Source organism: Pseudomonas sp. HLS-6 (assembly GCF_002753995.1).
GTDB lineage: Bacteria > Pseudomonadota > Gammaproteobacteria > Pseudomonadales > Pseudomonadaceae > Aquipseudomonas > Aquipseudomonas defluvii.
The window spans coordinates 684,696-710,720 of sequence record NZ_CP024478.1 but is presented as its reverse complement, the minus strand read 5'-3'; the positions used below and the strand labels follow the sequence as shown (position 1 = coordinate 710,720).

Genomic DNA, 26,025 nt, shown 5'->3' with positions numbered 1-26,025 from the left:
CGGGGCGGCTCGACGGTGCGTTTCGTCTAACCCAAGCGTAGGTGTTGCCCGAACAACCGTCTAATTGGCCACACGGTCTACAGTTGCCAGAGGCAAGACGAGCACCCCTCGCCGCCTGCCGTTATAATCCGCGCCCCTTTTTTCTGGAGATTGCCATGCCCGCCCCTGCCTGGTGGCTGCTCTGCCTGCCGTTCGTCGCTGGCGCCTTTCTGCCGCTGCAAGCCGGTATCAACGGCCAGTTGGCCAAACAGGTGTCCAGCGTGTTGGCCGCCGCCCTGATTTCCTTTGGTGTCGGCACCGTCGCGCTGCTTGCGCTGGTGTTACTGCAGCGCGAAGTGCCTGGATTCAACGCACTCAAGAGTCTGACCTGGTGGCACTGGTGCGGTGGTCTGCTGGGTGCCTTTTTCATTACAACGGCCGCCTTTGCCGGCCCGCGCATCGGCGCATTGCTGTTCATGGCGCTGGTACTGGCCGGACAGCTGGCAATGGCCTTGACCCTCGACCATTTCGGCTGGGCCGGCTTTCGCGAAGCGCCGGCCAGCCTGGGCAAGGTCGCTGGTTTGCTGCTGGTACTGGCCGGCGTCTGGATGATTCGTCGCGGCTGAAAAGGCTGCGGCTCAGTCGTTGACCTGAAACTCGATGCGCGCGGTCTGCCCGCTGGCGTCGAGTGCACTCAACTCATACCGGCCGGCCTGCTCGAAACTGACCGTGAGGCTATCCTGTGCAGCGGTCTCGCCTACCGGCGCGCCGTTGAGAAACCACCAGCGCTGGCCACTGCCACCCAAGGCCGACACTTTCAGTTGCAGCGCGTCGCGACTGGTCGCCGGTCGGCGCAATTGGTCGCCGTTGCGCACACCAACAATCGACAACGGCGCGGTGGCGTCCGGCACCTTCGGCGGGCACCGTGGATCAATGGCCGGCAACCGTGCCTCGCGTCGCTCCACCCGGGGCAACCACGGTTCCAGCGGCGCAGGCCACAAGGCGATGTCGCGTGCATGGGCACCGGGGCACGCCGCATCGACACGCAAGCCCTGGTCATTGACCCAGACCTTTTCCAGCAAGCCCACACTCAGGGGCTGATCAAGCGCCTGCAACGTCGGCGGCGTGGTGCCATCAAGCGTCCAGGCGAAACGTTGCCGCCGACAGTTGTCATCCTGCCGGGCCATCGGCTGGCCCAGTGGCCAGCAGATCGCTGCCACCCCAACGTTGGCCGGTACGGCTGCTACCGGTGCGGTGATGCCACGCTGGCTGTCGCGGTTACTCAACACGTCATGCACCTGCAGCATCAACGGCGCCGCCGAGGCCAAGCCAAACTGGCCCGGCACCGGTGTGCCATCGGGGCGCCCGATCCAGATCCCGATCAGGTAGCGTGGGCCAACGCCAATCGACCAGGCGTCACGAAAGCCATAACTGGTGCCCGTCTTCCAGGCCAGTTGTGGCCGCTGCACCAACTCGGCATGGGGGTCGAGGTCTGGGCGGGCCTGGCCACTGAGAATGCGCCGCGTGATCCACGCCGCACCCGGCGACAACAGGCGCCGCTCCAGCAGTGGGTCGTCGGGCTGCAAACGCAGCGCGGCACTCATGCCGTTGCGGGCAAAGGCACTGTAACCGCTGACCAGATCCTCCAGACGGCTGCCCGCTCCGCCCAGGATCAACGACAGGTTGGGCTCGGCCAGTGGTGGCAGCGTCAACGGCATGCCGCCCTGACGCATCTGCGCGGCAAAGCGTTTCGGCCCATAGGCTTCAAGCAATTGCACCGCGGGCAGGTTCAGAGACAAGGCCAGGGCCGAACTGGCCGAAACCGGCCCGCTGAAACCCTGAGAAAAATTGCCGGGACGGTAGTCGCCGTAACGCCGAGGTACGTCCTGCAGCAGCGACTCGGAGTGAATCAACCCTTCATCAAGCGCCATCCCGAACAGGAACGGTTTGAGGGTCGAACCGGGTGAGCGCAGGGCACTGATCATGTCGACATGACCGAAGCGCCGGGTATCGCCGAGATCGACCGAGCCCAAGTAAGCGCGCACGGCCATGGTCTGCGACTCGACCACCAGAATCGCTGCCGACGTACGTTCAGGCAGGCGCGCGCGCCACCCCAGCAGCAGGTCCTCCAGACGGCGTTGCAGGGCGGCATCGAGGGTGGTGCGGATCAATGGCGGGCTGCCCGGACGGTTCAAGCGCCGGGCCAACAGCGGGGCCAGTGTCGGCTCCTGACGTGGCGCCAGCAACAGTGGTTCCTGCGCCGCTTCGGCAACCTGTTGCTCAGGCCACACCCGGTATTCGGCCAGCCGTTGCAGCACTTTGTCACGTGCAGCCTGGGCACGCTGCGGGTGACGATCAGGGCGCAGGCGGCTCGGTGCTTGCGGCAACACCGCCAACAGCGCGGCGTCGGCCGGGGTCAGTTGTTGGGGTGACTTGCCCAGGTACGCCCAGCTCGCCGCCGCGACCCCTTGTAATGTTCCGCCAAAGGGCGCGCGGTTGAGGTAGATCTGCAGGATCTCGTCCTTGGACAGGTGCCACTCCAACTGCGCGGTACGCCAGAGCTGGCGCAACTTGCCGGGCAGCGTTCTGGCATGCGGGTCGAGCAGTCGCGCCACCTGCATCGACAATGTGCTGCCACCGGACACCACGCGGCCACCCTGCAGGTTCTGCCAGACAGCGCGCCCCAAGGCCAAGGGGTTCACCCCGGGATGGCGATAGAACCAGCGGTCCTCGTAGGTCAGCAAGGCCTGCAGGTACAGGGGCGACACCTGCTCAGGAGTGATCGGGTAGCGCCACACGCCATTGGCATCGGCGAAACGCCACAACGGTGTACCATCCTCCGCCAGCACCACCCGGGCCAGGTCATCCGCAGGCAACGGCAGCGGCCAGATACGGTCGGCAAGCCATAGCAGCGCGCACAGCAGCAACCCACTCGCCGCGATGCCCGCAAGCCATCTACCCGTGCGACTATCAGGGCGAACTACGCTGAACATCACGTGCCGACACCTTGTTCCGGGCACAGGGAACCGAGCCGGCCCGTGAGTGGCCAAAGGCTGGAAAATGGCGAAGCTGCCATGATGATTATCAGGAAGCGATTATGCATGTAGAAGGTTTTTTCGAATGGCTCGGCCAAGCGCTGGGCGCCTTGATCCGCTTTGTAGTGGATGGCCTCAATGGCCTGTTCAGCCTGCTGTCCAACGCTGGCGGCAGCTTTATCGAAGGCCTTTCGCGCACGTTGGGCATGGACACCTCGCTGGTCAGCATCCTCACGCTGATCGTCGGGCTGCTGGTGCTGTACTCGGCGGTTCGCGCATTCATGCGCGCCTCGATCATTATCGGGATCATCTGGTTGCTGCTGGGGTTGTGGATTCTGAGCTGGGTGGTGCATTGACCACCCTCGCCGGCAAGGCCGGTGCCTACAGGACAGACATCACCCTGTAGGCACTGGCAGCAGACTCAGCGCTCCTTGACCACCAACGACCCACGCGCCTCGCCGACCGCCTGCCAGTTTGGCCGGTACATCGACTCGACCTGTGGCGGTGGCACCCGGTAAACACCCGGGGTCACTGCACGGGCCAGGTACAGCAGGTGCGTGGTGCCGTATCCGTCCAGGTCCACCGCCGCGACATAACGATCGTCACGGAACTCCTGATGCAGCAAGGTCGCGTTCTGCATCGCACTGTGCCACTCCTTCACCGCACTGCTGGCGTTGTCCAGGCTGGCCGCGCTTTGCGCCAGGTTCTGGTTCTCCAGCTCCAGGCCGGCAGGCAGCAGGTCGACCACCAAGGCATCCGGCACACGCTGACTGGCACTCACCGCCAGGTGTACCAACACCAGTTGGCCGCTCTTCAGGCCATTAAGGTCCAACGGCTGGCCGTTCATGCCCAGGTAATCGCGGCGGATGCTCAGGTTCTCGCCACCGGCCGGTGGCGCCACCTGTGGATAACCCGACAAGGTCAGTTGCTGGTAGAGGGTCTGGTCACCGTTGTTCTGTACGGTCAACGACTGAGCCAGCGCAGTGCTTTCAAGCTTCACTGCAGGCTGTGCCTGGCTCAGCTCTCGCACCTCGCCACCAGCCTCCAGGCGAGCGGTCCAGGGTTGCTCTGGCTTGCCGAGCAAACCGCGCCCGGCCAGGAACAGGGCGTTGCGCTCCTGCGTCGACAACCAGCGATTGGCCGCCAACAGGTCCGACAACTCGAACAACCGAGCCTCACGCTTGCCCGCCGCCAGGTTGTTTTCTTCCAGCAGGGCCAGAATCAAGGCCTGATCCCGTAGCGGGCTACCGTAGTCGCCCAGCCAGTAGCGGCTATCACGGGTAACCGCCAGCCCGGCCTGCATCGCCTGTTCGGCGCGCGGTTTGTCGCCCATCTTGTCCAAAGCCACGGACAACTGCACCAGCGGCAGGCCCGAGCGCGCATCGCTACGACGCTCGAACAAACTGCGCAGGGCGCCCAGTGGTGCTTGCTGACTGCGCGCCAATACCAGCGCGGCATACGCCTGCACGGCAAAGCGGCTGTGCTCGGCGTTCTGGCTGTAGCGCACCTCGATCAGGTTACGCTCCTGCACGTAACGCAGCAGGCGCTCACTGGCCTTCTTCAAGGCTTCGGCCGGCACCGCATAGCCTTGATCACGGGCACGCAGGAGGAAGTCGGTGACATAGGCGGTCAACCAGTACTCTTCCTCACCGTCAGCACTCCACAGGCCGAAGCTGCCGTTGTAGCGCTGCATGCCCAGCAAACGCTCAATACCGACTTCGATCTTGCGCTGACGTTTATCCGCAGCCTCGCCTTTCAGGCCCAGGCGTTTAAGTGTCGCGTCATCGGCATAGAGCGAGGGGTACAGGCCACTGGTGGTCTGCTCGGCACAGCCATACGGGTAGGCTTCCAGCGCGCGAATCTGCTCGCCAAGGTTCAGCGGTGGGCGGCTGGACAAGGCCAGGCTCGCCTCAAGGCCGGCCGGCTCGAACACCGCCAGTTCCGACTGCGGCAGGCTCCATGGCTGATCGCTGAGCGTTGCGCGGTAATGCTTGAGCAGCGCCGGGTACGCCGGGCGTATGCCCAAGGTCCACTCCCGGCTGAACACGGTGTTCGGCTCGCCTGGCAGCACCAGGCCTTGCACCTGCACCTTGACCTGCCCTTGCCCCAAGCCACCAACGGCCTGCACCGGAATCAGCAAGGTCTTGCGCTGGCCTTCAGCCAAAGGCACTTGCTGCTCGGCGGCGCGCATCAGGCTGAGCTGACCATCTGCGCTGAACTGCACCGTAAGGTTCTGTGCCTTGCCGGAGAGGTTCGACAGGTCCAGCGCCAGGGTGGTGCGATCACCACCGGCGAGGAAGCGCGGCGCCGACAGCTCGGCAATCAGCGGCGCGGCGACGACAGTCTTGGCCTCGGCCATGCCGAAGCGGTCTTCGGTCCAGGCCTGGGCCATCACCCGCAGCTCACCGTTGAAATCCGGGATATCGACACTGGCCTGGCCTTCACCCTTCTCGTTCAGGGTCACCGGCGCGCTTTGCAGGGCAACGATGGTGACGCTGGTGTCCGGGCGCTTGCCACCTTTGGTCAGGCCGGCGTCACCACCGAATGCCAGGCTGGCCAGGCGGCCCTGACCGGCTTCGATCAACTGGCCGTAAATATCCAGTTGATCGGCCCCATAGGCCTTGCGCCCGAACATCGCGGCAAATGGATCAGGCGTTGCGTATTCAGTGATGTTGAGAATGCCAACGTCAACCGCTGCCAGCAGCACATGCACCTGTTTTGGCACACTGCCATCGGCGTTACGCGCCTGCACCTTGACCGTCAGAGGTTGCTTGGGACGCATCTTCTCTGGCGCCGTCAGGCTGACCGCCAGCTTGCGCTCGGCACGCTCCAGCGGCAGGTGCAGAATACCCACGGCACGCTTGGGCGTGACGTTGGCCTTGCGCTCACCCGGGCGAATCACCAGGGCGCTGACATACAGATCGTGCCGCGCCCACTTGCGGTCCAGCTTGACCTCGAAGGCTTTGCCTTCGGCCGGCACGTCGATTTCCTCCCACCACAGCGGGCCATCGGCGGACTCGACCATCAAGTAACCCTTGCCTGCAGCGGGCGGGGTCACGGTGACCGTGGCGGTGTCGCCATCGGCATAGGCTTTCTTGTCCAGCGCCAGCTTGACCTGGTCTGGGCGTACGGCGCCGCCGTCGGTGTTGTCCTGGGCGCGGTAGCCGGCCCAGAAACGCAAGCTGCTGACCAACCCGGTGCGCGGGTCTTCCACCTCGACACGGTACGGGCCCCACGCGACCGGGAAGCTGATCTTGGCAGTACCACCGGCCTTGATGCTGACGGTTTCTTCGCTCTGGGTCAGGTACTTCTCGTTGAAGTTGTAGCTCCAACCATCGCTTTCGGAGTAGTTCCAGTAGTAGTCACGGCGCTCCTGCACCAGGCGCACCCGCAGGTTATCCACCGCCAGCTTGTTGCCGTTGCGGTCGGCGACAAGCAGTTCAAACTCTACCGGGCCGTCACCATCGGTTTCCTCACCGTCAAACAGGCCACGCAGCCCCGGCAGCCGCTCGGCAGGCCAGATCGGCTGTTCAAGCCGGCGAGTGATTGGTCGGCCTCCGGACTCCTGCAGGCTTGCCTGCACCGTCAACTGCAAAGGCGAACGGGCTTCGGACCATTTGCTCTCGATGCTGAGCGTGGCATCACCGGAGGCATCCAGGGTTGTTTCGTCCAGCTCCAGATCCTGGCTCAACTCCTGCTCGGTAACCGAACCGAACTGGTAGCCGGGCAAGGCCGGCACCGCCTCCCGCAGTGGGCGGATGTAGGCCTGGCCGCTCAGGCGATTGCCCGACGCTGGGGCGCCGTAGAGGTAACGGCCATTGACCGATATCTCGGCAGTTTCATCAGGGCTCAGGGGTGTCGGGCTGCCTTTGAGTTCAAGCGCCAGGCGCTCGGGCAGGAAGTCCTCGACCATGAAGCCGTAGACCTGGCGCTGACCGCCGCCGAAGTCGAAGAGCAACTCCCAACGCCCGGTCGGCGCTTCGCCAGCCAGTTGCAGGGCGTATTGATAAAGGCCCTCGCTACCCGGCTCCCAGACAAACTTGCGGCTGATCTGGTTATCCGGGCGACGCACTTCGACCGTGACCGGTTGCGGCTTGACCGGCTTACCGTCCTTATCACGCAGCAGCGCGTTGAGCAGCACCGTCTCACCCGGGCGATAAAGGTCACGCGGACCAAACACGAAAAACTGCAAAGGGTTGGCCAGAGGCCCGGTGATGTCGAACTCGGCCAGGTCCAGCGCGGCGTTGTTCAGCCGCAGCATCGTGGTGTGTTCAGCCTGCTTGGCCAACAGCACCTCAGCCTTGGCCGCTGCCGGCAACTGCGCGTGGCCGCTGCCATCGGTCTTGCCCTGGCCCAGCACACGGCCCTCGTTGTCGAGCAGTTCGACCTCCACACCGCTGAGGGCCTTACCGCCCTCCAGCGCCTGGGTAAACACATCGAGGCGGTTCTGATAACGGTGCGCCGACAGGCCGATGTCACTGAGGGTGAACAGTGTGGCCGGCTGCGAGTAGTTGTAGGTACCCGAGGCACGCATGACCGCCAGATAAACACCCGGTTGTTGCAGCGGCTTGAGGCCGGCGATCGGCAACAGCAGGGTTTCACGGGTATTGCGCGCCGGGTTCAGGTCGAAGCGACCGCCATAGACCAACTCGGCCATCGGCAACAGCTCGCGGGACTCATAGGTCTGCAGGCTGCTGTTGCGGCCCCACTGCCCCAGGAAGGTCGGCAGCGCTTCAGGCTTGATCCGGAAAAATTCGACATCGACCTTGTCGACGTTCAGCGCGATCACCGGCAGGCCTTCGGCCACGCGGGTCGGCAACAGCGAGCCGCGGCTGGCGAAACCGACAGTCGGCTCCAGGTCGCGGGTTTCCAGGCGGCTGACCGACTCGGCAGCCAGGCGCTTGCCATTCACCGCCAACAGCCCGGCGTCGATGGTCAGCACCAGCTTGCGCTTGGGCTCCAGGTGCCGCAGTCGCAGCTCCATCTGGTTATCAGAGAGCTCCCAGGCACCGTCAACCTTGCCCTTTACCGTATCGACTAGGTGCAGGCGCTCGGCGAATGGCTGCTGAGCGTCCAGTGGTGCGCTGAATGACACCGACAAGGTGCTCGATCCATCCAACTGCACCTCGGACACATCCACCACGCTCAACTCGCGTCCGGCGTAGCGTTGGGCCAGGGTTGCCGCATCTTCACGCGCGGGCTTGGGCGCGCTGGGCGCCGCCTTCTCTGCCGGTGCAGGCGCGGGTTTATCCACGGATGACGAGTCACAGGCACTCAATAGCGCCAGCGCACAGGCCAGCAACAATCCTTTGTTGAACATGGGAGATGAACTCTCTTGGGCAGCAGTGTCTTTAAGGGGTGAACTATATCTCATCAGCATCAGGGCAAGCGTGCGCAAATGCACGCTTTAGCCACAGGCTAGGCGCTCAGACCGCCTGTCGGCCCATTAGTGCCGTCTGTCCACTACAATGCGGGCTGACAAGGAGCCTGCATGACCTCACTGATCGCCGATTGGCGCGACCGACCGACCCACCGTAACGTGTGGGCGCTGGCCGCGCCGATGATTCTTTCGAACATCTCCGTACCGCTGGTGGCCTTGGTCGACAGTGCCGTGATCGGCCACCTGCCCCATGCCCACCAACTCGGTGCAGTGGCCGTCGGTGCCAGCCTCTATACCGTCCTGGCCTGGGTGATGGGCTTCCTGCGCATGGGCACTACCGGCTTTGCCGCACAAGCCGCCGGCCGTGAGGACGGCGCTGCCTTGCGCCAGGTACTGCTGCAAGGGCTGGCGCTGGCGCTGTGCTTCGCCCTGTTGCTGGGCCTGCTGGCGATCCCCTTCAGCCACCTGGCGTTGAGCGTGATGCAACCCTCGCAGGCGCTGGCACAAACCACCCATGACTTCTTCCAGACCCGCTTGCTCGGCCTGCCGGCCGCCCTGGCCAGCTTCGCCCTGGTAGGCTGGTTCCTCGGCACCCAGAATGCGCGTGCACCGCTGGCGATCCTGCTGACCACCAACCTGCTGAACATCGTGCTCAACCTCTGGTTCGTGATGGGCCTGGACTGGGGCGTTATCGGCTCGGCGCGGGCTTCGGTGGTCGCCGAGTGGAGCGCTGCCCTGCTCGGCCTGGCCTTGACCCGCTCGGCCCTGCGCGCCTACCCGGGCAAACTGGCCTGGGCAGCGCTACGCCGCTGGCAGAGCTGGCGACCGCTGCTGAGCGTCAACCGGGACATCTTCATTCGCAGCCTGGCCTTGCAGGCGGTGTTCTTCCTGATCACCGTGCAGGGCGCCCGCTTAGGCGATGCCACCGTCGCAGCGAATGCCCTGCTGCTCAACGGCTTGCTCCTCACGGCCTATGCACTGGACGGCCTGGCCCACGCCGTGGAAGCGCTTTGCGGTCACGCCATCGGGGCCGGCGACCGTCCCGCCCTGCGTCGATCCTTGACCGTGGCGGCGGGCTGGTCGTTGCTGGCGAGCCTGGGGTTTGCCTTGCTGTTCATGCTTGGCGGCCACCTGTTCATTGAAATGCAGACCGACATCCAAAGCGTGCGTGAAACCGCCTTCGAGTACCTGCCGTACCTGGCAGTGCTGCCGTTGATCGCCGTGTGGAGCTACCTGCTCGATGGCCTGTTCATCGGCGCCACCCGCGCACGGGAAATGCGCAACGGCATGCTGCTCAGCGTCGTCCTCGCCGTCCCCTTTGCCTATGCCATAAGCGGGCTGGGCAACCATGGGCTGTGGCTGGGTTTTCTGCTGTTCATGGCCTTGCGCGGCGTGACACTGGGCCTGATGAGCTGGCGGATGCAGCAACGCAATGAATGGTTCAAAGAGCCCACCCACGCACTGAAATCCCGCTGATGCCATCGCAGGCAAGCCTGCCACACAGACAATGCAGTGCTCCACACTGATCCCTGTAGGAGTTGGCTTGCCAACGATGCGGGCGCCGCGCACTTACTGACGCCCCGCCAATGCCATCGCAGGCAAGCCTGCCCCTACAGAAATGGAGTGTTCTGCACGGATCTCTGTAGGAGCCGGCCTTGGCCGCGATGGCAGCCGACGCCGTGTTACGAGGACAGGTACGAAGAACGCGTCAGGCCCAGGCGCAGGGCATCCAGGAACTGGGTGCGCTCGCGGGCACTGATCTTGGCGCTGGCGACCTTGTCGCGGTAGTGCGTCATCAGCTCTTCCGGCGACAGGTGCACGTAACGCAGCATGTCTTCGATGGTGTCGTGGGTTTCGATACCGGCGTGGTACACGCTGCCGTTCGGGTTCTGGTAGATGTTCACCGAATCGGTATCACCGAACAGGTTGTGCATGTCCCCCAGAATTTCCTGATAAGCACCTACCAGGAAGATACCCAGCAGGTAGTCTTCACCTTCTTTGATGCCATGCACCGGCAAGCTGGTCTCGATGCTCTGCTCGTCGACGTACTGGTTGATCTTGCCGTCGGAGTCACAGGTCAGGTCCTGCAGCACAGCGCGGCGCATCGGCTCTTCGTCAAGACGGTGCAACGGCAGGATCGGCAGTACCTGGCCAATCGCCCAGGTGTCCGGCAGGCTCTGGAACACCGAGAAGTTGCAGATGTACTTGTCGGCCAGCTTGTCGTTGAGCTCGTCCAGCACTTGACGGTGCGAACGCTGGCGCGCCTTCAGCGAGTTGTGCAGGCGGCGGCAGACGGCGAAGTAGCACTGTTCGGCCAGGGCTTTCTGGGCCAGGGTAATCTTGCCATCGGCATACTGGGCAGCGACGTCACTCATGTAGTGCGTGGCGCGCCAGTAGGTCTCGGTGACCATCTCGATGTCAGTCGGGCCAAGCAGGTCGATCAGCCATTGCACGGTTTCCGGCAGGCTTTCCTTGTCTTCGATGGTCGGCACTTCATCGTTGTGTTTCTCAACGTCCGTCACCTGCACTACGAGGACGGCGTGGTGGGCTGTCAGCGAGCGACCGCTCTCGGAGAAGATGTGCGGGTGCGGCAGGCCCTGCGCATCGCAGAACTCCTTGAGCATGCCGACCACGACACCGGCGTAGTCGTCCATGTCGTAGTTGATCGAACTGGCGTTGCGCGAGTGGGTACCGTCGTAGTCCACGCCCAGGCCACCGCCGACGTCGATGTGATCGACCGGCAGGTTCAGGGCGCGCAGTTCGCCGTAGTAGCGAATGGCTTCCTTGAAACCGTGCTGGTAGTCCGCCAGGTTGGCGATCTGCGAACCCATGTGGAAGTGCAGCAGGCGGATACCCTGATCCAGGCCGGCATCACGGAAGCGCTGTACCACCGAGATCAGTTGTGCCGCCGACAGGCCGAACTTGGATTTTTCGCCACCGGTGTCAGCCCACTTGCTCGAAGCCAGGGACGACAGGCGCACACGCAGGCCAACCTGCGGCTTGACCTTGAGTTCGGCGGCTTCTTCGATCACCAGCGCCACTTCCGACTCTTTCTCGATGACGATAAAGACGTTGTGGCCCAGCTTCTGGCCCATCAGCGCCAGGCGGATGAACTCGCGGTCCTTGTAACCGTTGCAAACGATAGTGCCGCCCTTCGGCGCCAGCGCCAACACGGCCAGCAGCTCAGGCTTGGAGCCTGCCTCAAGGCCGATGGACACGTCCTGGGTGGCGATGATGTTTTCCACCACCGCTTCCTGCTGGTTGACCTTGATCGGGTACAGCGCGGTGTACTTGCTCTGGTATTCCAGGCGCGCGATGTTGGCGTCGAAAGCACCGGTCAGTTGGCGTACGCGGTCTTGCAGGATGTCGGGGAAACGAACCAGCAATGGCAGCGACAAGCCGCTCTTGCGCAGTTCATCGACTTCCTCGAACAGGTCGATCGGCGCACTGCCCGGCCCGTTGGGGCGTACTTCGACGCGCCCGGCCTCGTTGATCGCGAAATACCCGGCCCCCCAATGGCGGATCCCATACACACTGCGGCTGTCCGCAACGGTCCATTGGCTGCCATCGTCTTTGCGTGTGCGTCGTACGGACATCGAAGTCCCCTATATAAAAAATCGAAGAACACCGGCCAGCCCGGAGCGGGCGCAGTGTAAATCCTGAAAATGACGGTCTTCCGTGTTCAGGGGTAGACCCTTCCTACGGGAACGAGTTTAGAAACGGGAATGCAAAAAATCGCGACGGGGCCGATCAGCCACCGGATTTTTTCGCCTTGAAGCCCTGTTTGACCAGTTCTGCCAGTAACAGCTCGACATGATCGCCCTGGATCTCGATGACACCGTCCTTCAAGGCACCACCGGTTCCACAGCGGCGCTTGAGCGTGCTGGCCAGATCCTTGAGTGCTTCGAGGGGCAGCGGCACGCCGCTGATGGTGGTAACGGTCTTGCCGCCACGGCCTTTGCTTTCGCGGCGCACGCGAGCAATGCCATCGCCTTCGGGGATGGCCGTCTGCTTGCAGATGCAGGCATCGATGGGTTGGCTGCAGTCCGGGCAATGCCGACCTGCATCGGTGGAGAACACCAGGCCGCCAAGGGCAGCGAATGATGCGGCTTTTTTGGCCACTTTTGATCCTCTATCGTGAGGACAAAAACTGGTCGATGCCCCGAGCGAGGTACCGACCGCGAAGCCCCACTCTGGCAGGGGCAGCGCAACCGGGTCTGCGAACAGTCCCGGCTTTAAAAGGCCGCGCAGTGTAACGACAAATGCAGCAAATGCTAAGTACAAATCTGCGCCATTTTAGGCAGATTTAGCGACCTCAGGATTGACGGTCGAGGTAACGTTTCAACGCGGCCAGTGAATCGGGGCAATACGGCTGCACCAGGCTGTCGGCCATGACCGCTTCCAGAGGTAGAAAACGAGCCTCGCTGACCTCCTCCGGCTGTAGCCGCAGGGGGCCGTCCCAGACGGCCGAGAACACCGCGCACCACAAACGGTTGTCGGGCTGATCGAAGAAAAAACGCTCATGGGCCGTCAGCTCAACACCGGTTACGCCCAATTCTTCTTCCAGCTCTCGCGCTGCCGAGGCGGCGTAGCTTTCACCCACCGCCACCATGCCACCAGCGGCCACATCCCAATAGCCCGGATAAAGCGCCTTGCTCAGCGTGCGCCGGTGCACGCACAGGTGCCCGGCCGAGTTGAACAGCAGAATGAACGTGCCACGACCGATCAAGCCGCGCTCGCGCAACTCGGCCCGTTGCATGGCACCCAGCTCGGCATCATCGCGGTCGACCCAGACGATGCGCTCAGCATCTGAAGCGGCGCGATGCGCCGCCTCGCGGGAAGAGATGGCCACCGCCTCAGCCTTGCGACAGCAGTTGGCGCAGGTCGATCACTGCGGCGTTGGCCCGGGAAATGTAGTTGGCCATCACCAGCGAGTGGTTGGCCCACATGCCGAAGCCACTGCCGTTGAGTACCATCGGGCTCCACAGAGGCTCTTGGGAGGCCTCCAGCTCGCGGATGATCTGACGCACGCTGACGGTGGCGTTCTTCTTCGCCAGCACGTCGGCGAAGTCGACCTCGATAGCGCGCAGCAGGTGCGACAGCGCCCACGCCTGGCCACGGGCCTCGTAGAACACGTTGTCGATCTGCAGCCACGGGGTCTCGACCACTTCCTCATCCAATTGCGGTACCTGGCCGGCAACCACAGACTCGGTTTTCAGGGTGGTATTGAGCTTGACCCGACCGACGCTGGCCGACAGGCGCTGGGACAGCGAACCCAGGCGCGTGGCGACATCGCCCAACCAGTTGTTCAGGTTGTCGGCACGGGTATAGAACTGCGCGCCCTGCTGGTCAGGCGAGGCCAGGCGGTTCTGATAACGGGTCAGGCTGTTGATGCCTTCCTGGAACTCCGACTCGCTCGACGGCAAGATCCAGCTCTTGTTATCGAAGTTGAAGCGCGGCTCGGCCTTGGCCAGGTCAGCATCCTCGGTGGACTGCGACTGGGAGCGGGCAAAGTCCTTGCGCAGGGCGCGGCTCAGGTCACGCACCTGGACCAGCACGCCGTACTCCCAGCTCGGCATGTTGTCCATCCACAGGCCTGGCGGGAAACGGTCGTTGGAGATATAGCCACCGGGCTTGTGCAGCAACGTACCGGAAACAGTCTTGAGGGTTTCGATGGTGGTATAGCCGATCACCATCTGCTTGCCCGTGCGCTCAGCTGCAGCCTGGGCGTTCTGCTGAACCGGGAACAGGTCAGGCTCCTCGCTCCAGTACCAGCCCAGGGCAATCGTCACCAACAGATAAAGGGCAATGAGTGTTCCCAGCGCCCGGCTGAACAACAGGCCGCTGAAATAGCTGCCCGCTGCTGTTTCACGGGTACCAGCCCGCTCGCTCGCCTCGGCTTTGCCTGTACGGTTTTTCCAGTCCAGCATGGCATTGTCCTTTCAGTCACGTCGGTTCAAAGGTTCGACCGCAAGCCCAGGCATTGCGCCGGCGTACCCTGTGCTTTTCACAGCCGCTCGCCTGCCGGGGGTCGGCATCATGCGTTGCACTATAAATCAACCCGGCTGCTTCGCATAAGCGACTATCCGGTCACAAACTGAATTTGCAGGCAACGCGGTAATTTGACGCAAGACACGCGATCGCCTGAAAAGTAGTGCTAGCATAGAGCCATCACTGGAACTCAGCCTCACCCCTATATAAGTAGTCAGGATATGACCGAGCCAGAAGACCCAAATCGTGAGCGCCTCAAACAGCACTTTGCCCAGCGGGTCATTCACCAGGCTCGGCAGATACTTGAGATCTGGCAACGCCTGCAGCGTAGCGAGTGGTCGAGCAATGACCTCGGTGAACTGTGCGAAGCCAACCTGCGACTGCAGCGTTATGCCGAGCGCTTTGACCAGCCTGAGCACAGTCAACTGGCCGAGGCAATAGGGCAAACCCTGAAGGCCATAGAGGCTAACGGTGCGCGCCTGAGCAGCGGCTTGATCAATGAACTCAACCGCCTGATGCAACGCCTGTCGCGCACTGGCTTGCGCCAGGGCGACCAGCTTGAGCAGACCCCGCTGCCGCCGCTGCGCAAGCCGGTTTACATCATGCTGCAAGACCATGACCGGGCAGAGCGACTGGCGACGCAATTGGAGTTCTTTGGCCTAGGGGTACAGGCACTGAACAGCGCCGAAGCCTTTCGGGCCTCGATGGCCGAGCGTCTGCCGGCCGCCCTCGTCATGGACGTCGACTTCACCGGCAGCGGGCAAGGCCTGCATCTGGCGGCCCAGGCTCAACAGGGGCTGGAGCAGCCCCTTCCGCTATTGTTCTTCAGCCTGCACGAAACCGATACGCCGACGCGCCTGGCTGCCGTGCGTGCTGGCGGCCAGGAATTCCTGACCGGCACGCTGGAAGCCTCCAGCCTGCTGGAAAAGGTCGAGCTGTTGACCAGCGTGACTCAGTACGAGCCGTTCCGGGTACTGGTCATTGATGATTCGCGGGCTCAAGCCATCTACACCGAGCGCTTGCTGAACAACGCAGGCATCGTTACCCGCACCCTCACCGACCCGATTCAAACCATGGCTGAGCTGGCCGACTTCCAGCCAGACCTGATCATTCTTGATCTGTACATGCCGGGCTGCACGGGGCCAGAGCTGGCCAAGGTCATCCGACAGAACGATCGTTATGTCAGTGTGCCGATTATTTACCTGTCGGCCGAGGACGACCTGGACAAGCAGCTCGAAGCCATGAGCGAGGGCGGCGATGACTTCCTGACCAAACCCATACGTTCGCACCATCTGATCACCACGGTACGCAACCGTGCAGCACGGGCGCGCAACCTCAATGCACGCATGGTGCGCGACAGCCTCACCGGCCTGTACAACCACACGCACATCCTGCAATTGCTTGAAGACTGCAGCTTCCGCGCCCGTCGCGAAGAGCGCCCATTGAGCTTTGCAATGCTCGACATCGATCACTTCAAGAAGGTCAACGACAGCCACGGCCACCCCATGGGCGACCGCGTGATCAAAAGCCTGGCGCTGTTTCTGAAACAACGCCTGCGCAAGACCGACTTTATTGGTCGCTATGGCGGTGAAGAGTTTGCGATTGTCATGCCCAGTACAGACCTGAATGCCGCACACAAAGTGCTGGATGAGATCCGCCAACGCTTCTCCGAAATTCATTACCCGGCCCAGCCGCGCGACCTGTACTGCACGTTCAGCGCCGGGGTTGTACAACTGAACGATGGGCTCGATGCGTTGAGCATGGCAACCACCGCCGATGAGGCGCTGTACCGGGCCAAGGCTGCAGGACGCAACACCGTGCTGCGCAGCGAACCATAAAGGCAATGTGCCAGTTTTTTTTAGTTCTTCCGCGCCTTCGTCATAACCTCGTAACAAAAACGCAATAACTTCAGAGGCTTACCATTCAGCCGTTGGTAGACCCTGGATATGCGCCTGAAGCTGCTTACCAATCTCAACACCTTGTTGCTGGTCACCGTCTGCCTGGCCTTGGGCGCGACACTGTGGTGGTCACAGCATGCGCTGGAGCGCCCCTATCTGCTGATGGAGCGCTACCTGGGCCTGTCCCAGCAGTTTCAGAACCAGGCCGCGCGCAACATTCAGGACTACCTGAATAGCGGCGATGCGCTGCGCCATGCTGAAGCACAGCAGGCTATCGTCGACTTGCAGGCACAACTGAGTGTTCTCCCCGACGACCTGGCCGCTCGCCTGCGCCCAAGCCTGGACAGCCTGCAGGCGTTCACCGGCTCCGAGCTACTGGCCGCCGGCAAGCTTGCCGGCGACCCTCAAGCCCTGTTGCTGCAAGCCGAACGCGAGCTTGGGGTGGCACTTGAACAACTGGCGCAGTATGCCCAGAGCAGCAACAGCCCCGACGCCGGGCACTACCCACAAGCGCTGCTCAATGCCAGCGTGCATTTGGGCAGGCTCTCACTGGCACGCGACAAGTTGGTCAGCAGTGGTCGCAGCGAACTGGCCGACGAGGTCGAGCGCGAGCTGCAAAGCATCGTCGGCCAAGCCCGCGCCCTCGACCAGTTGCCATTGCTGGGCGTCACCGCCAGCACGGCCTCGAGCACAGACGACTTCGCCGCGCTGATGGGCTTGCAGAGCGAGACCACCGCCGTCGCCGAAGACAGCGGCATCGCCCTGAAACGCGAGCTTAACAGCCTGCTAAGCCGTTATCCGGGCGAGCTTCAACGCACCCGCGAACAGATTCAACGCCGCGCCGAGCTGGCCAACAGCACCCATGAGCGCATTGCAGCAGTACAACAGGCGATTGCCGAACTGGAGCCAGGCGTGCGTAGCCAGCACGCGCAGATACAGGGTGAAGTACGCCTGATCCAGGGTGTCATGATTGCCATGATCCTGCTGATTGCGCTGTTGATCGACACCCTGCAGAGACGCTTGACGCGGGTGCTGACCAACCTCTCCCCGGCACTGTCGCGCTGGGCGGAAGGCGACTTCAGCCAGACCATCGCCCTGGGCGCAACCAACCGCGAGTTGCGCGATATTCAGGACTCGCTCAATCGCCTGCGCATCTATCTGGTGGAACTGGTTGGCACGTTGCGCAGCAATGCCGAACAAGTGGCCGGCAGCAGCCATGCCTTGGCCAACATGAGCAGTGCCCTGCACGATGGCGCCGAGCGCCAGGCCGGAGATACAGCGCAGATACGCGACGCGCTGGGTGAGCTGGAGGCCACGATTGTCCAGGTCGCTGGCGATGCCAGCCAGGCTGCCGATGCCAGCCGCAGTGCCGGGCGTGCCGTCGAGCAGGGGCAGCGAGTCATTGGCCAAAGCCTGACCGGGCTGCACTCGCTGGTCGGCGAGGTGCAGGGCAACGCCCAGATGATCGAACAACTGGCTCAGGAGTCGGCAACCATCGGGGGTGTACTGACGGTGATCCGCTCGATTGCCGAACAGACCAACCTGCTGGCCCTCAACGCGGCCATCGAGGCCGCACGGGCTGGCGAGATGGGCCGGGGGTTTGCCGTGGTCGCCGAAGAAGTCCGCTCGCTGGCGCAGCGCACGACGGGGGCTACTGGAGAAATTCAAACGCTGATCGAGCGCTTGCAACAGGCCGCACGCCATTCGGTGGAAGGTATGCGTGCGCAGGTTGAACATGCTGAAGCGACCGCCAGCCAGGCCCAGGCCGCCGACGGCGCACTGGATGAAATCGTCGGGGCAATCCAGACCATCGCTGCCACCGCCGAGCGTATCGCAGATGTCACGGCTCAACAGAGTGGCGCGGTCAGTGAAATTCGTGATCACAGCGAGCGCATCCACACCTTGGGTGAAGACAACCTGCATCGTATCGGCGAGGGCCGTGAACAGGGCGAACAGTTGCTCAGGCTGGGGGGCGAACTGAACACTGCCGTTCGCGCATTCAGGGTTTGAGTGGCGCACCGGATGCCTGTAAAGGCATCCGCGGGATGTAAGGGGGTGCGCGGCGCCTGCACGTCTCGGCACACTCCGCTATGATGCGCCCATACCCGTTCCGCGAGATTGTCATGCGCCGTCTGCTTTGCCTTCTGTTTATGCTCCTGGCCCTGCCCGTTGCCACCGCCGGCCTGCTCGACAGCCGTCCGAGTGCAACGCTAGGCGCCACCACGCTGAACAACAGCGCCGATTTCCTCCCAGTACGCGAAGCGTTCAAGCTCAGCCTGGTCAAGGACGATGCGCAGTCCATCACCCTGCGCTTCGTCGCTGCCGAGGGTTACTACCTCTACCGACACCGCTTTCAGTTCCGTAGCGAACCCGCCGACATTGCACTGGGAGGCGCACAGCTGCCCAAAGGCGAAGCCAAGCACGACGAATTCTTCGGCGATGTCGAGGTGTATCACGGCATCCTCGACATCACCCTGCCACGGGGCGCCGATAAGCGCGCCTTCACCCTGCTGGTGACCTACCAGGGCTGCGCGGACAAAGGCCTGTGCTACCCACCGGAAACTGAGCGCCTGAGCATTTCGGGCAGCGGCGCGGCGCCAGCCGACACGGCCAAGACCAGTACCCATACCGACTGGAAAGCCTTGCTGCTGTTCTTCCTCGCCGGCGTCGGCCTGACCTTCACCCCGTGCGTACTGCCAATGCTGCCGATTCTCTCCGGCGTGGTGTTGCGCGGCCATATCGGTGGGTGGCGAGGCTTGAGCCTGTCACTGGCCTACGTCCTGCCGATGGCCGCCTGCTTTGCCCTGCTGGGCGCATTGATGGGGCTGTTCGGCGCCGAACTGAACCTGCAGGCGCGCCTGCAATCGGCCTGGGTACTGGTGCCGTTTTCGCTGTTCTTCGTGGTCTTTGCCCTGGCGATGTTCGGTCTGTTTGAACTGCGTTTGCCGTTGGCCGTGAGCACTCGCCTTGACCATATTGCCGGGCGTACACGCGGCGGCTCACTGCTTGGTGCGGCGGTGCTTGGCATCCTCTCCAGCTTGTTGGTATCGCCCTGCGTATCCGCACCATTGGCCGGCGCCCTGCTGTACATCAGCGCCAGTGGCGATGCGCTGGGCGGCGCGCTGAAGCTTTTTGCCCTGGGCCTGGGCATGGGGGCGCCGCTGCTGTTGGTCGCCACCGGCGGTGCCGCCTGGCTGCCAAGAAGCGGCCCTTGGCTGGTCACCGTGAAAAATGCCATTGGTGTCTTGCTGCTGGGTCTGGCCATCGGCCTGCTAAGCCGGATATTGCCGGGCGAAGTGACCCTGGTGCTGATCGGCTTGCTGACGGCGGGTGTCGCACTGTTCCTCGGTGCCCTTGAGTTCATCGAGAAAAGCCCGGCCCGACGCCTGACGCAATTGCTCGGCCTGTTACTGCTCGCCTATGCAGTGGCCTGCTGGTATGGCGCCTTCAGTGGCCAGACCGACCCGTTCAGGCCACTGGGCAAAACGCACCTGCCAAGCAGCGCCAGTGCCATCGCCAGCGCCCAGGCCGACGCGTGGCAGAAGGTGCGCACACCCGCAGCACTCGACGCCGCCCTGGCCGAGGCCAAAGCGGCAGGGCAACCCGTGGTGCTGGATTGGTACGCCGACTGGTGCATCAGTTGCAAGGTGATCGAGCGCGAGGTACTGAGTGCGCCTGCTGTCCAGGCGCATCTGGAAGGCTTTCGCTTGATCAAGTTCGACATCACCGAGAGCACCGCCGAACAACGCGCCCTGCTCGACCGCTACCACCTGTTCGGCCCACCTGCGCTGATGTTTTTTGCGGCGAACGGCAGCGAAAAAACCGACGCCCGAGTGGTTGGCGAGACAAACGCCGGCGAATTTGCTGAACATCTGTTGCGCATTCGCAGCGAACTGCGTCTATAACTTGCTGTGGTCGTAAAAAAGCGGCATGCATGACCAAAATTAACAAAATGGTCATATATTTTGCGTGAATCTCGCTCATCGTGCTGGCTATTGCAGGTAACTGGACACTGCCCCGTGCTTGCGGCATAGTCGCCGCGCTGATGTGTTCGCACGAATAAAAAAGGATCCGCAGATGGCAACGCTACTGGTACTGCATGGCCCCAATCTGAACCTGCTTGGCACCCGCGAGCCTGGTGTTTACGGTGCCGTGACCCTGGATCAGATCAACCAGGACCTGGAACAGCGCGCCCGTGCCGCTGGCCACCACCTGCAGTACCTGCAGAGCAATGCCGAGTACGAGTTGATCGACCGTATCCACGCCGCACGCAACGAAGGCGTGGACTTCATCCTGATCAACCCGGCGGCTTTTACGCACACAAGTGTCGCATTACGTGACGCGCTGCTGGCGGTGAGCATCCCATTCATCGAAGTGCATTTGTCTAACGTGCACAAGCGTGAACCTTTTCGCCATCACTCCTACTTTTCAGATGTCGCCGTAGGCGTGATCTGCGGCCTGGGCGCTAGCGGTTACCGGCTGGCCCTGGAGTCTGCACTGGAGCAATTGGCAGCGAACGCAAAGCCCTGATAACGAGTACCTGGCCCATTGGCCGGGCTCATAGAAACGTTTGATTACACGTTTATACGCCCCTGACCGAACCTTGGGAGTTGATGATTCATGGATATCCGTAAAGTCAAGAAACTGATCGAACTGCTGGAAGAGTCCGGCATCGACGAGCTGGAGATCAAGGAAGGCGAAGAATCCGTACGGATCAGCCGCCACAGCAAGACTCCAGCTCAGCAGTACTACGCGCCAGCCCCTATGGCTGCTGCCGTCGCACCTGCCGCTGCACCCGCTGCTGCAGCCCCGGTTGCCGAAGCTGCCGCCGCGCCAAAACTGAACGGCACCGTGGTTCGCTCGCCAATGGTCGGTACCTTCTACCGCAAGCCTTCGCCAACCTCGCCAAACTTCGCTGAAGTTGGCCAGACCGTGAAGAAAGGCGACACCCTGTGCATCGTCGAAGCCATGAAAATGATGAACCACATCGAAGCTGAAACCAGCGGTGTGATTGAATCCATTCTGGTAGAAGACGGCCAGCCGGTTGAGTTCGACCAGCCGCTGTTCACCATCGTTTGAACCGCGGAGAGCCAACGATGTTGAAACCTGCGAAGTTGGAAAAAGTTCTGATCGCCAACCGCGGTGAAATTGCCCTGCGGATCCTGCGTGCCTGCAAAGAGATGGGCATCAAGACCGTCGCCGTACACTCCACGGCTGACCGCGAGCTGATGCACCTGGGCCTGGCCGACGAATCGGTTTGCATCGGCCCGGCTTCGGCCAGCCAGTCCTACCTGCACATCCCGGCAATCATCGCCGCGGCTGAAGTGACCGGCGCTACCGCCATTCACCCAGGCTACGGCTTCCTCGCGGAAAACGCCGACTTCGCCGAGCAGGTAGAAAACTCCGGGTTTGCCTTCATTGGCCCAAAAGCCGACACCATTCGCCTGATGGGCGACAAGGTTTCGGCCAAGGACGCCATGAAGCGCGCCGGTGTACCGACCGTACCAGGCTCCGACGGCCCACTGCCGGAAGACGAAGAGACTGCACTGGCCATTGGCCGTGAAGTCGGCTATCCAGTGATCATCAAGGCCGCCGGTGGCGGTGGTGGTCGCGGCATGCGTGTGGTGCACAAGGAAGAGGACCTGATTGCCTCGGCCAAACTGACCCGTACCGAAGCCGGTGCTGCGTTCGGCAACTCCATGGTCTACCTGGAGAAGTTCCTGACCAACCCACGTCACGTGGAAGTTCAGGTACTGTCCGACGGCCAAGGCAATGCCATCCACCTGGGCGACCGTGACTGCTCGCTGCAGCGTCGTCACCAGAAAGTGCTGGAAGAAGCACCAGCACCAGGCATCGACGAGAAAGCCCGTCAGGAAGTCTTTGCCCGCTGCGTCCAGGCGTGCATCGAGATCGGCTACCGTGGTGCTGGCACCTTCGAGTTCCTCTACGAAAACGGCAACTTCTACTTCATCGAAATGAACACCCGTGTTCAGGTGGAGCACCCGGTTTCGGAGATGGTCACAGGCATCGACATCGTCAAGGAGATGCTGAGCATCGCCGCTGGCAACAAGCTGTCGTTCACCCAGGAAGACGTCGTGATTCGCGGCCACTCGCTGGAATGCCGGATCAACGCCGAGGACCCGAAGAAGTTCATCCCGAGCCCAGGCACGGTCAAGCACTTCCACGCGCCAGGCGGCAACGGCATCCGTGTCGATTCGCACCTGTACAGCGGCTACAGCGTACCGCCGAACTACGACTCGCTGATCGGCAAGCTGATCACCTACGGCAAAGACCGCGACGAGGCCATGGCCCGTATGCGCAATGCCCTGGACGAGATCGTCGTTGATGGCATCAAAACCAACATTCCACTGCACCGCGACCTGGTGCGTGATGAAGGTTTCTGCAAAGGCGGCGTAAACATTCACTATCTGGAACACAAACTGGCTAACCAGGAGTGATCCGAAAGTGATGCGCAAAAGCCCCTGACCGAAAGGCCAGGGGCTTTTTGTTTTATAGGGGACTCACGTACGCGGCGCCTGCATCCTTGGCATTTCAATGCCATGCTCATGCACCCGTCGGTACAACGTCGCCCGCGAGATTCCCAGCGCGCGCGCAGCATCACCCGGTTTCCAACGATGACGCACCAGCGCGTCAAGCAGCACTTGCCGCTGCGGGCTGACCCGCTGCTGCTCGGGTGCCGGGCACTGTGCACCGCGCACGTCCAGCGGCAGGTCGTCCACCTGCAAGGTGCCGGCACTGCATACGGCACAGGCATACCGCAACACCTGCCGCAGTTGACGCAGATTACCCGGCCAGCGGTAGCTCAACAGGCACTCCAGCGCCGCCGCCCCAAGCCCCACCTGCACACCACAGGCTTTCGCCTCCTCTTCCAGCACCTGATTGATCAATACCAACAAGTCACTACGCTCGCGCAACGGCGGCAGTTCAAAACGGGCGTTGGCCAGCCGAAAGTACAGGTCCTCTCGAAAACTGCCTGCAGCCACCATTGCAACCAGGTCGCGGTGCGTGGCGCAGATCACCTGAATATCCACCCGCTCACGCCGTGAAGCCCCAAGAGGGGCCACTTCACCCTCAGCCAGCACCCGCAGCAAACGCGTTTGCAGACCTAGCGGCATGTCACCGATCTCGTCGAGAAACAGCGTACCGCCATCAGCCTGCTGCAGCAGCCCACGCATCCCTTTGGTCGAGGCCCCCGTGAAGGCTCCGGCGACGTAGCCGAACAACTCACTCTCGATCAGGCTCTCGGGGATTGCCGCACAGTTGAGCGCCACAAAAGGCCCTTCCGCTCGCGCACTGCGCTGATGCAACTGGCGGGCAAAAACCTCCTTGCCCGAGCCTGTCTCACCCTGGACCAGCACCGCCAGGTTGCAGTCCTTGACCCGCGTCGCCAGGCGCAAGGCTTCCGTCACTCGCGGATCGACCGCAAGCTGTCCAATTCGGGTCGCCCGCCGCACTGGCTGGCGTCGTGGCGAACTGACCCGGGCGTGTACTTCGCCACCGGCGGCAGTCCAGTTCAAACGCTGGGCCGCCTCGTCGGTCGCGGCCCGCAGGGTCTCCAGGTCGAACAACTGGCCAATGTGCTCCGGCACCTGCCCGCACTGCTCAAGCACCACCCGCCGGGCCACACTGTTGAGCGCCTGCAAGCGCCCGTCGGCATCCCAGGCCAGGAGAAAGTCTGGCTGGCTGTCGACGTAGCCAGGCGCACTGTGAGCGCGCAACACCCAATGCTGTTCGGCGTTGTGCATGAAAAAGGCGTTCTCGATCTCACGCGCACTCTGGACGACCATCTGCCGGATCAAGTGCTGGCTGCGACGGTCGTCCGGCGATTGCAGCGCCGAGACATCGAGCACGCCCAACAGGGCGCCCTGAGGGTCAAATACCGGGGCAGCCGAGCAGGTCAGGCCGATGAAGGCTGCTCGAAAGTGATCGCGCTTGTGCACAGTGACCGGTGCATGACTGGTCAGTACCCCAGCCACGCCACAGGTGCCCTCCTCGCCTTCCGACCAACAGGTACCCAGGTACAGGCCCGCCTTGCGGCAGTCGTTGCGAATCGTCGACTCGACGCGGTAGTCGATGGTGCGCCCCTGGGCATCGGTCAACAGCACACAGTAGTCGGCATCACGCACCCGACCGTGCAGGCGTGCCACAGCATCACTGGCGATGCGCAGGAACAGCTCGGCGCGCTCGCGGCATTCATTCAGCGAGCTTTGCGAGAGGATACGTGGCCCTTGCAGCGAGGCCGGGTCAAGACGGTGCTGCTCCATGGAGCGGCGCCAGGAGTCGAGGATAGGCGCCGGGACCGGCGCTTGAGGCAGACGATCGGCGTTCTTCAGCACACGGCTGACGCAATCGACGTGGGCCTTGGAGTTCGCGGCAAGCATGGGGCCTCCGGTTCTCGTGTTCTTGTCGTTATGCGGCCCATTAAGCGCCCATTGCCGGCCCTCGACAAGCACTGCCTGCGCCATGGCCTCTGTGAGACGCAGCGTCTCGTCGTCTCAGCAAACAGCCCCTGCGACTGACACCCAGCGTCTTGCCGCACCGTGCCACGCGCGCGCCCAACCTCACTACAAAACCGCTCTGGAACGGCCCTTTGCGCATCGCTCAAGGCACCTTGGCACCGCGCTTGCTCTAGCCCTGACAAACAAAACCAAAGGTGTGCCCATGAGCCATCCCGTTCTCACCGTAGGCATCATCGCCAACCCGGCTTCGGGTCGCGATCTGCGCCGACTGACTGCCAACGCTGGGCTCTATTCCAGCACCGATAAGGCCTCGGCCGTGCAACGCCTGTTGGCGGCCTTTGCCGCGACCGGGGTTAACCAGGTGCTGCTGCCGCCGGACATGACCGGTATCGCCGCTGCCGTACTCAAGGCGGGCCTCGGGCCACAGGCTGCCCAGCAGCGTTGGCCACAGCTGCGCATCCTCGACATGCCGCTGCGCCAGACCGTCGAGGATACCCGCCTGGCCGCCCGCCTGATGGTCGAACAGGGCGCCACACTCATTGCAGTGCTGGGTGGCGACGGTACCCACAAGGCAGTGGCTGCCGAGGTGGGTGACATCCCACTGCTGACGCTCTCCACCGGCACCAACAATGCCTTTCCTGAACTGCGCGAAGCCACCAGCGCAGGCCTGGCCGGTGGCCTCTATGCCAGTGGCCGGGTGCCGGCACCGGTCAGCCTGCGGCGCAACAAACGCCTGCTCGTGCGCGAACCCAACCGAGGTATCTGTGAATGGGCGCTGGTGGACGTCGCGGTGTCGCCACAACGTTTTGTCGGTGCCCGCGCCATCAGCCGCACGGAAGACCTTGCGGAAGTCTTCGTGACCTTCGCCGAACCTCATGCCATCGGCCTCTCGGCACTGTGCGGGCTGTGGTGTCCGGTACCTCGAAATGCCCCCGAGGGCGCCTGGGTACGCCTGCACCCCCACGCCGACCAGGCCCTGCTGGCACCGCTGGCACCCGGCCTGCTGCTGGGCTGCGGAGTCACCGCCGCCGGCACCCTGACACCTGGCGTGGCCCACTCACTGAGCCTTGCCAGCGGCACCCTGGCCTTGGACGGTGAACGCGAAATCGAGTTCAGCGAGCAGGACCGCCCCACCATCACCCTCGACGGCCATGGCCCGTTGAGCATCGATGTCGAAGCGGTACTCGCCTACGCCGCCCGCCATCGCCTGTTGGCCGTTGGCCGTGAACACCCGCAACACCCTGCGAATCAACCGTGCTGAG

17 protein-coding genes are annotated in these 26,025 nt (G+C 62.9%); 10 read left to right on the top strand and 7 right to left on the bottom strand.

The features are described from left to right. The first annotated feature begins 155 nt into the window (after positions 1-155). Positions 156-605, top strand: coding sequence for a DMT family transporter (locus tag CS390_RS03120; RefSeq protein ID WP_065757963.1), 450 nt, complete (start codon positions 156-158; stop codon positions 603-605). Between the two features lie 12 nt (positions 606-617). Here CS390_RS03120 and pbpC read toward each other — a convergent pair whose 3' ends face one another. Beyond that, a complete protein-coding gene (gene pbpC / locus CS390_RS03115) occupies positions 618-2,972 on the bottom strand; it encodes a peptidoglycan glycosyltransferase PbpC (RefSeq protein WP_065757962.1) in 2,355 nt (784 codons plus the stop codon). Between the two features lie 104 nt (positions 2,973-3,076). Between pbpC and CS390_RS03110 the strand changes: the two genes are divergently transcribed. Continuing rightward, a complete protein-coding gene (locus CS390_RS03110) occupies positions 3,077-3,370 on the top strand; it encodes a hypothetical protein (protein ID WP_065757961.1) in 294 nt (97 codons plus the stop codon). A 65-nt stretch (positions 3,371-3,435) separates the two neighbouring features. Here CS390_RS03110 and CS390_RS03105 read toward each other — a convergent pair whose 3' ends face one another. Continuing rightward, complete coding sequence (locus CS390_RS03105; RefSeq protein WP_099773446.1) at positions 3,436-8,334, bottom strand: alpha-2-macroglobulin; 4,899 nt, start codon at positions 8,332-8,334, stop codon at positions 3,436-3,438. Positions 8,335-8,505: 171 nt separating this feature from the next. On the opposite strand from CS390_RS03105, the gene CS390_RS03100 reads away from it, so the two are divergent. Further along, positions 8,506-9,870, top strand: a complete 1,365-nt coding sequence (locus CS390_RS03100; protein ID WP_099773445.1) for an MATE family efflux transporter — start codon at positions 8,506-8,508, stop codon at positions 9,868-9,870. 206 nt (positions 9,871-10,076) lie between these two features. Here the strand turns inward: CS390_RS03100 and speA are convergent, their stop codons facing one another. The 4 genes from speA to CS390_RS03080 all read right to left on the bottom strand — a co-directional run bounded on the left by speA (position 10,077) and on the right by CS390_RS03080 (position 14,324). Beyond that, positions 10,077-11,990 (bottom strand): arginine decarboxylase, encoded by a 1,914-nt coding sequence (speA, locus tag CS390_RS03095; RefSeq protein ID WP_065757958.1) that lies wholly within the window; start codon positions 11,988-11,990, stop codon positions 10,077-10,079. Between the two features lie 154 nt (positions 11,991-12,144). Then, positions 12,145-12,516: a translation initiation factor Sui1 gene (locus tag CS390_RS03090; protein ID WP_065757957.1), complete on the bottom strand. Its 372-nt coding sequence runs from the start codon at positions 12,514-12,516 to the stop codon at positions 12,145-12,147. Between the two features lie 193 nt (positions 12,517-12,709). Beyond that, on the bottom strand, positions 12,710-13,246 hold the full coding sequence (locus CS390_RS03085; protein ID WP_099773444.1) for an NUDIX hydrolase: 537 nt from the start codon (positions 13,244-13,246) through the stop codon (positions 12,710-12,712). Between the two features lie 4 nt (positions 13,247-13,250). After that, complete coding sequence (locus CS390_RS03080; RefSeq protein ID WP_099773443.1) at positions 13,251-14,324, bottom strand: DUF2333 family protein; 1,074 nt, start codon at positions 14,322-14,324, stop codon at positions 13,251-13,253. A gap of 282 nt (positions 14,325-14,606) precedes the next feature. Between CS390_RS03080 and CS390_RS03075 the strand changes: the two genes are divergently transcribed. The 6 genes from CS390_RS03075 (at position 14,607) to accC (ending at position 22,741) form a co-directional block, all read left to right on the top strand. Further along, a complete protein-coding gene (locus CS390_RS03075; protein WP_099773442.1) occupies positions 14,607-16,223 on the top strand; it encodes a PleD family two-component system response regulator in 1,617 nt (538 codons plus the stop codon). Between the two features lie 108 nt (positions 16,224-16,331). Next, entirely contained in the window at positions 16,332-18,293 is a 1,962-nt protein-coding gene (locus CS390_RS03070) for a methyl-accepting chemotaxis protein (RefSeq protein WP_099773441.1), read from the top strand. Between the two features lie 113 nt (positions 18,294-18,406). Next, positions 18,407-20,188 (top strand): protein-disulfide reductase DsbD, encoded by a 1,782-nt coding sequence (locus CS390_RS03065; RefSeq protein ID WP_099776522.1) that lies wholly within the window; start codon positions 18,407-18,409, stop codon positions 20,186-20,188. A gap of 172 nt (positions 20,189-20,360) precedes the next feature. Then, the gene (gene aroQ, locus CS390_RS03060; RefSeq protein ID WP_065757952.1) at positions 20,361-20,813 is read left to right on the top strand and encodes a type II 3-dehydroquinate dehydratase; all 453 of its coding nucleotides are present in this window, start codon (positions 20,361-20,363) and stop codon (positions 20,811-20,813) included. Between the two features lie 90 nt (positions 20,814-20,903). Further along, positions 20,904-21,362 carry an acetyl-CoA carboxylase biotin carboxyl carrier protein gene (gene accB, locus CS390_RS03055; protein ID WP_065757951.1) on the top strand — a complete coding sequence of 153 codons (459 nt, stop codon included), beginning with the start codon at positions 20,904-20,906 and terminating at the stop codon, positions 21,360-21,362. 17 nt (positions 21,363-21,379) lie between these two features. Beyond that, the gene (accC, locus tag CS390_RS03050; RefSeq protein ID WP_065757950.1) at positions 21,380-22,741 is read left to right on the top strand and encodes an acetyl-CoA carboxylase biotin carboxylase subunit; all 1,362 of its coding nucleotides are present in this window, start codon (positions 21,380-21,382) and stop codon (positions 22,739-22,741) included. 63 nt (positions 22,742-22,804) lie between these two features. On the opposite strand, the gene CS390_RS03045 is transcribed toward accC, so the two are convergent. After that, on the bottom strand, positions 22,805-24,685 hold the full coding sequence (locus CS390_RS03045) for a sigma-54-dependent Fis family transcriptional regulator (protein ID WP_099773440.1): 1,881 nt from the start codon (positions 24,683-24,685) through the stop codon (positions 22,805-22,807). 280 nt (positions 24,686-24,965) lie between these two features. On the opposite strand from CS390_RS03045, the gene CS390_RS03040 reads away from it, so the two are divergent. After that, positions 24,966-26,024 carry an ATP-NAD kinase family protein gene (locus CS390_RS03040; protein ID WP_099773439.1) on the top strand — a complete coding sequence of 353 codons (1,059 nt, stop codon included), beginning with the start codon at positions 24,966-24,968 and terminating at the stop codon, positions 26,022-26,024. Position 26,025: the final 1 nt, after the last annotated feature.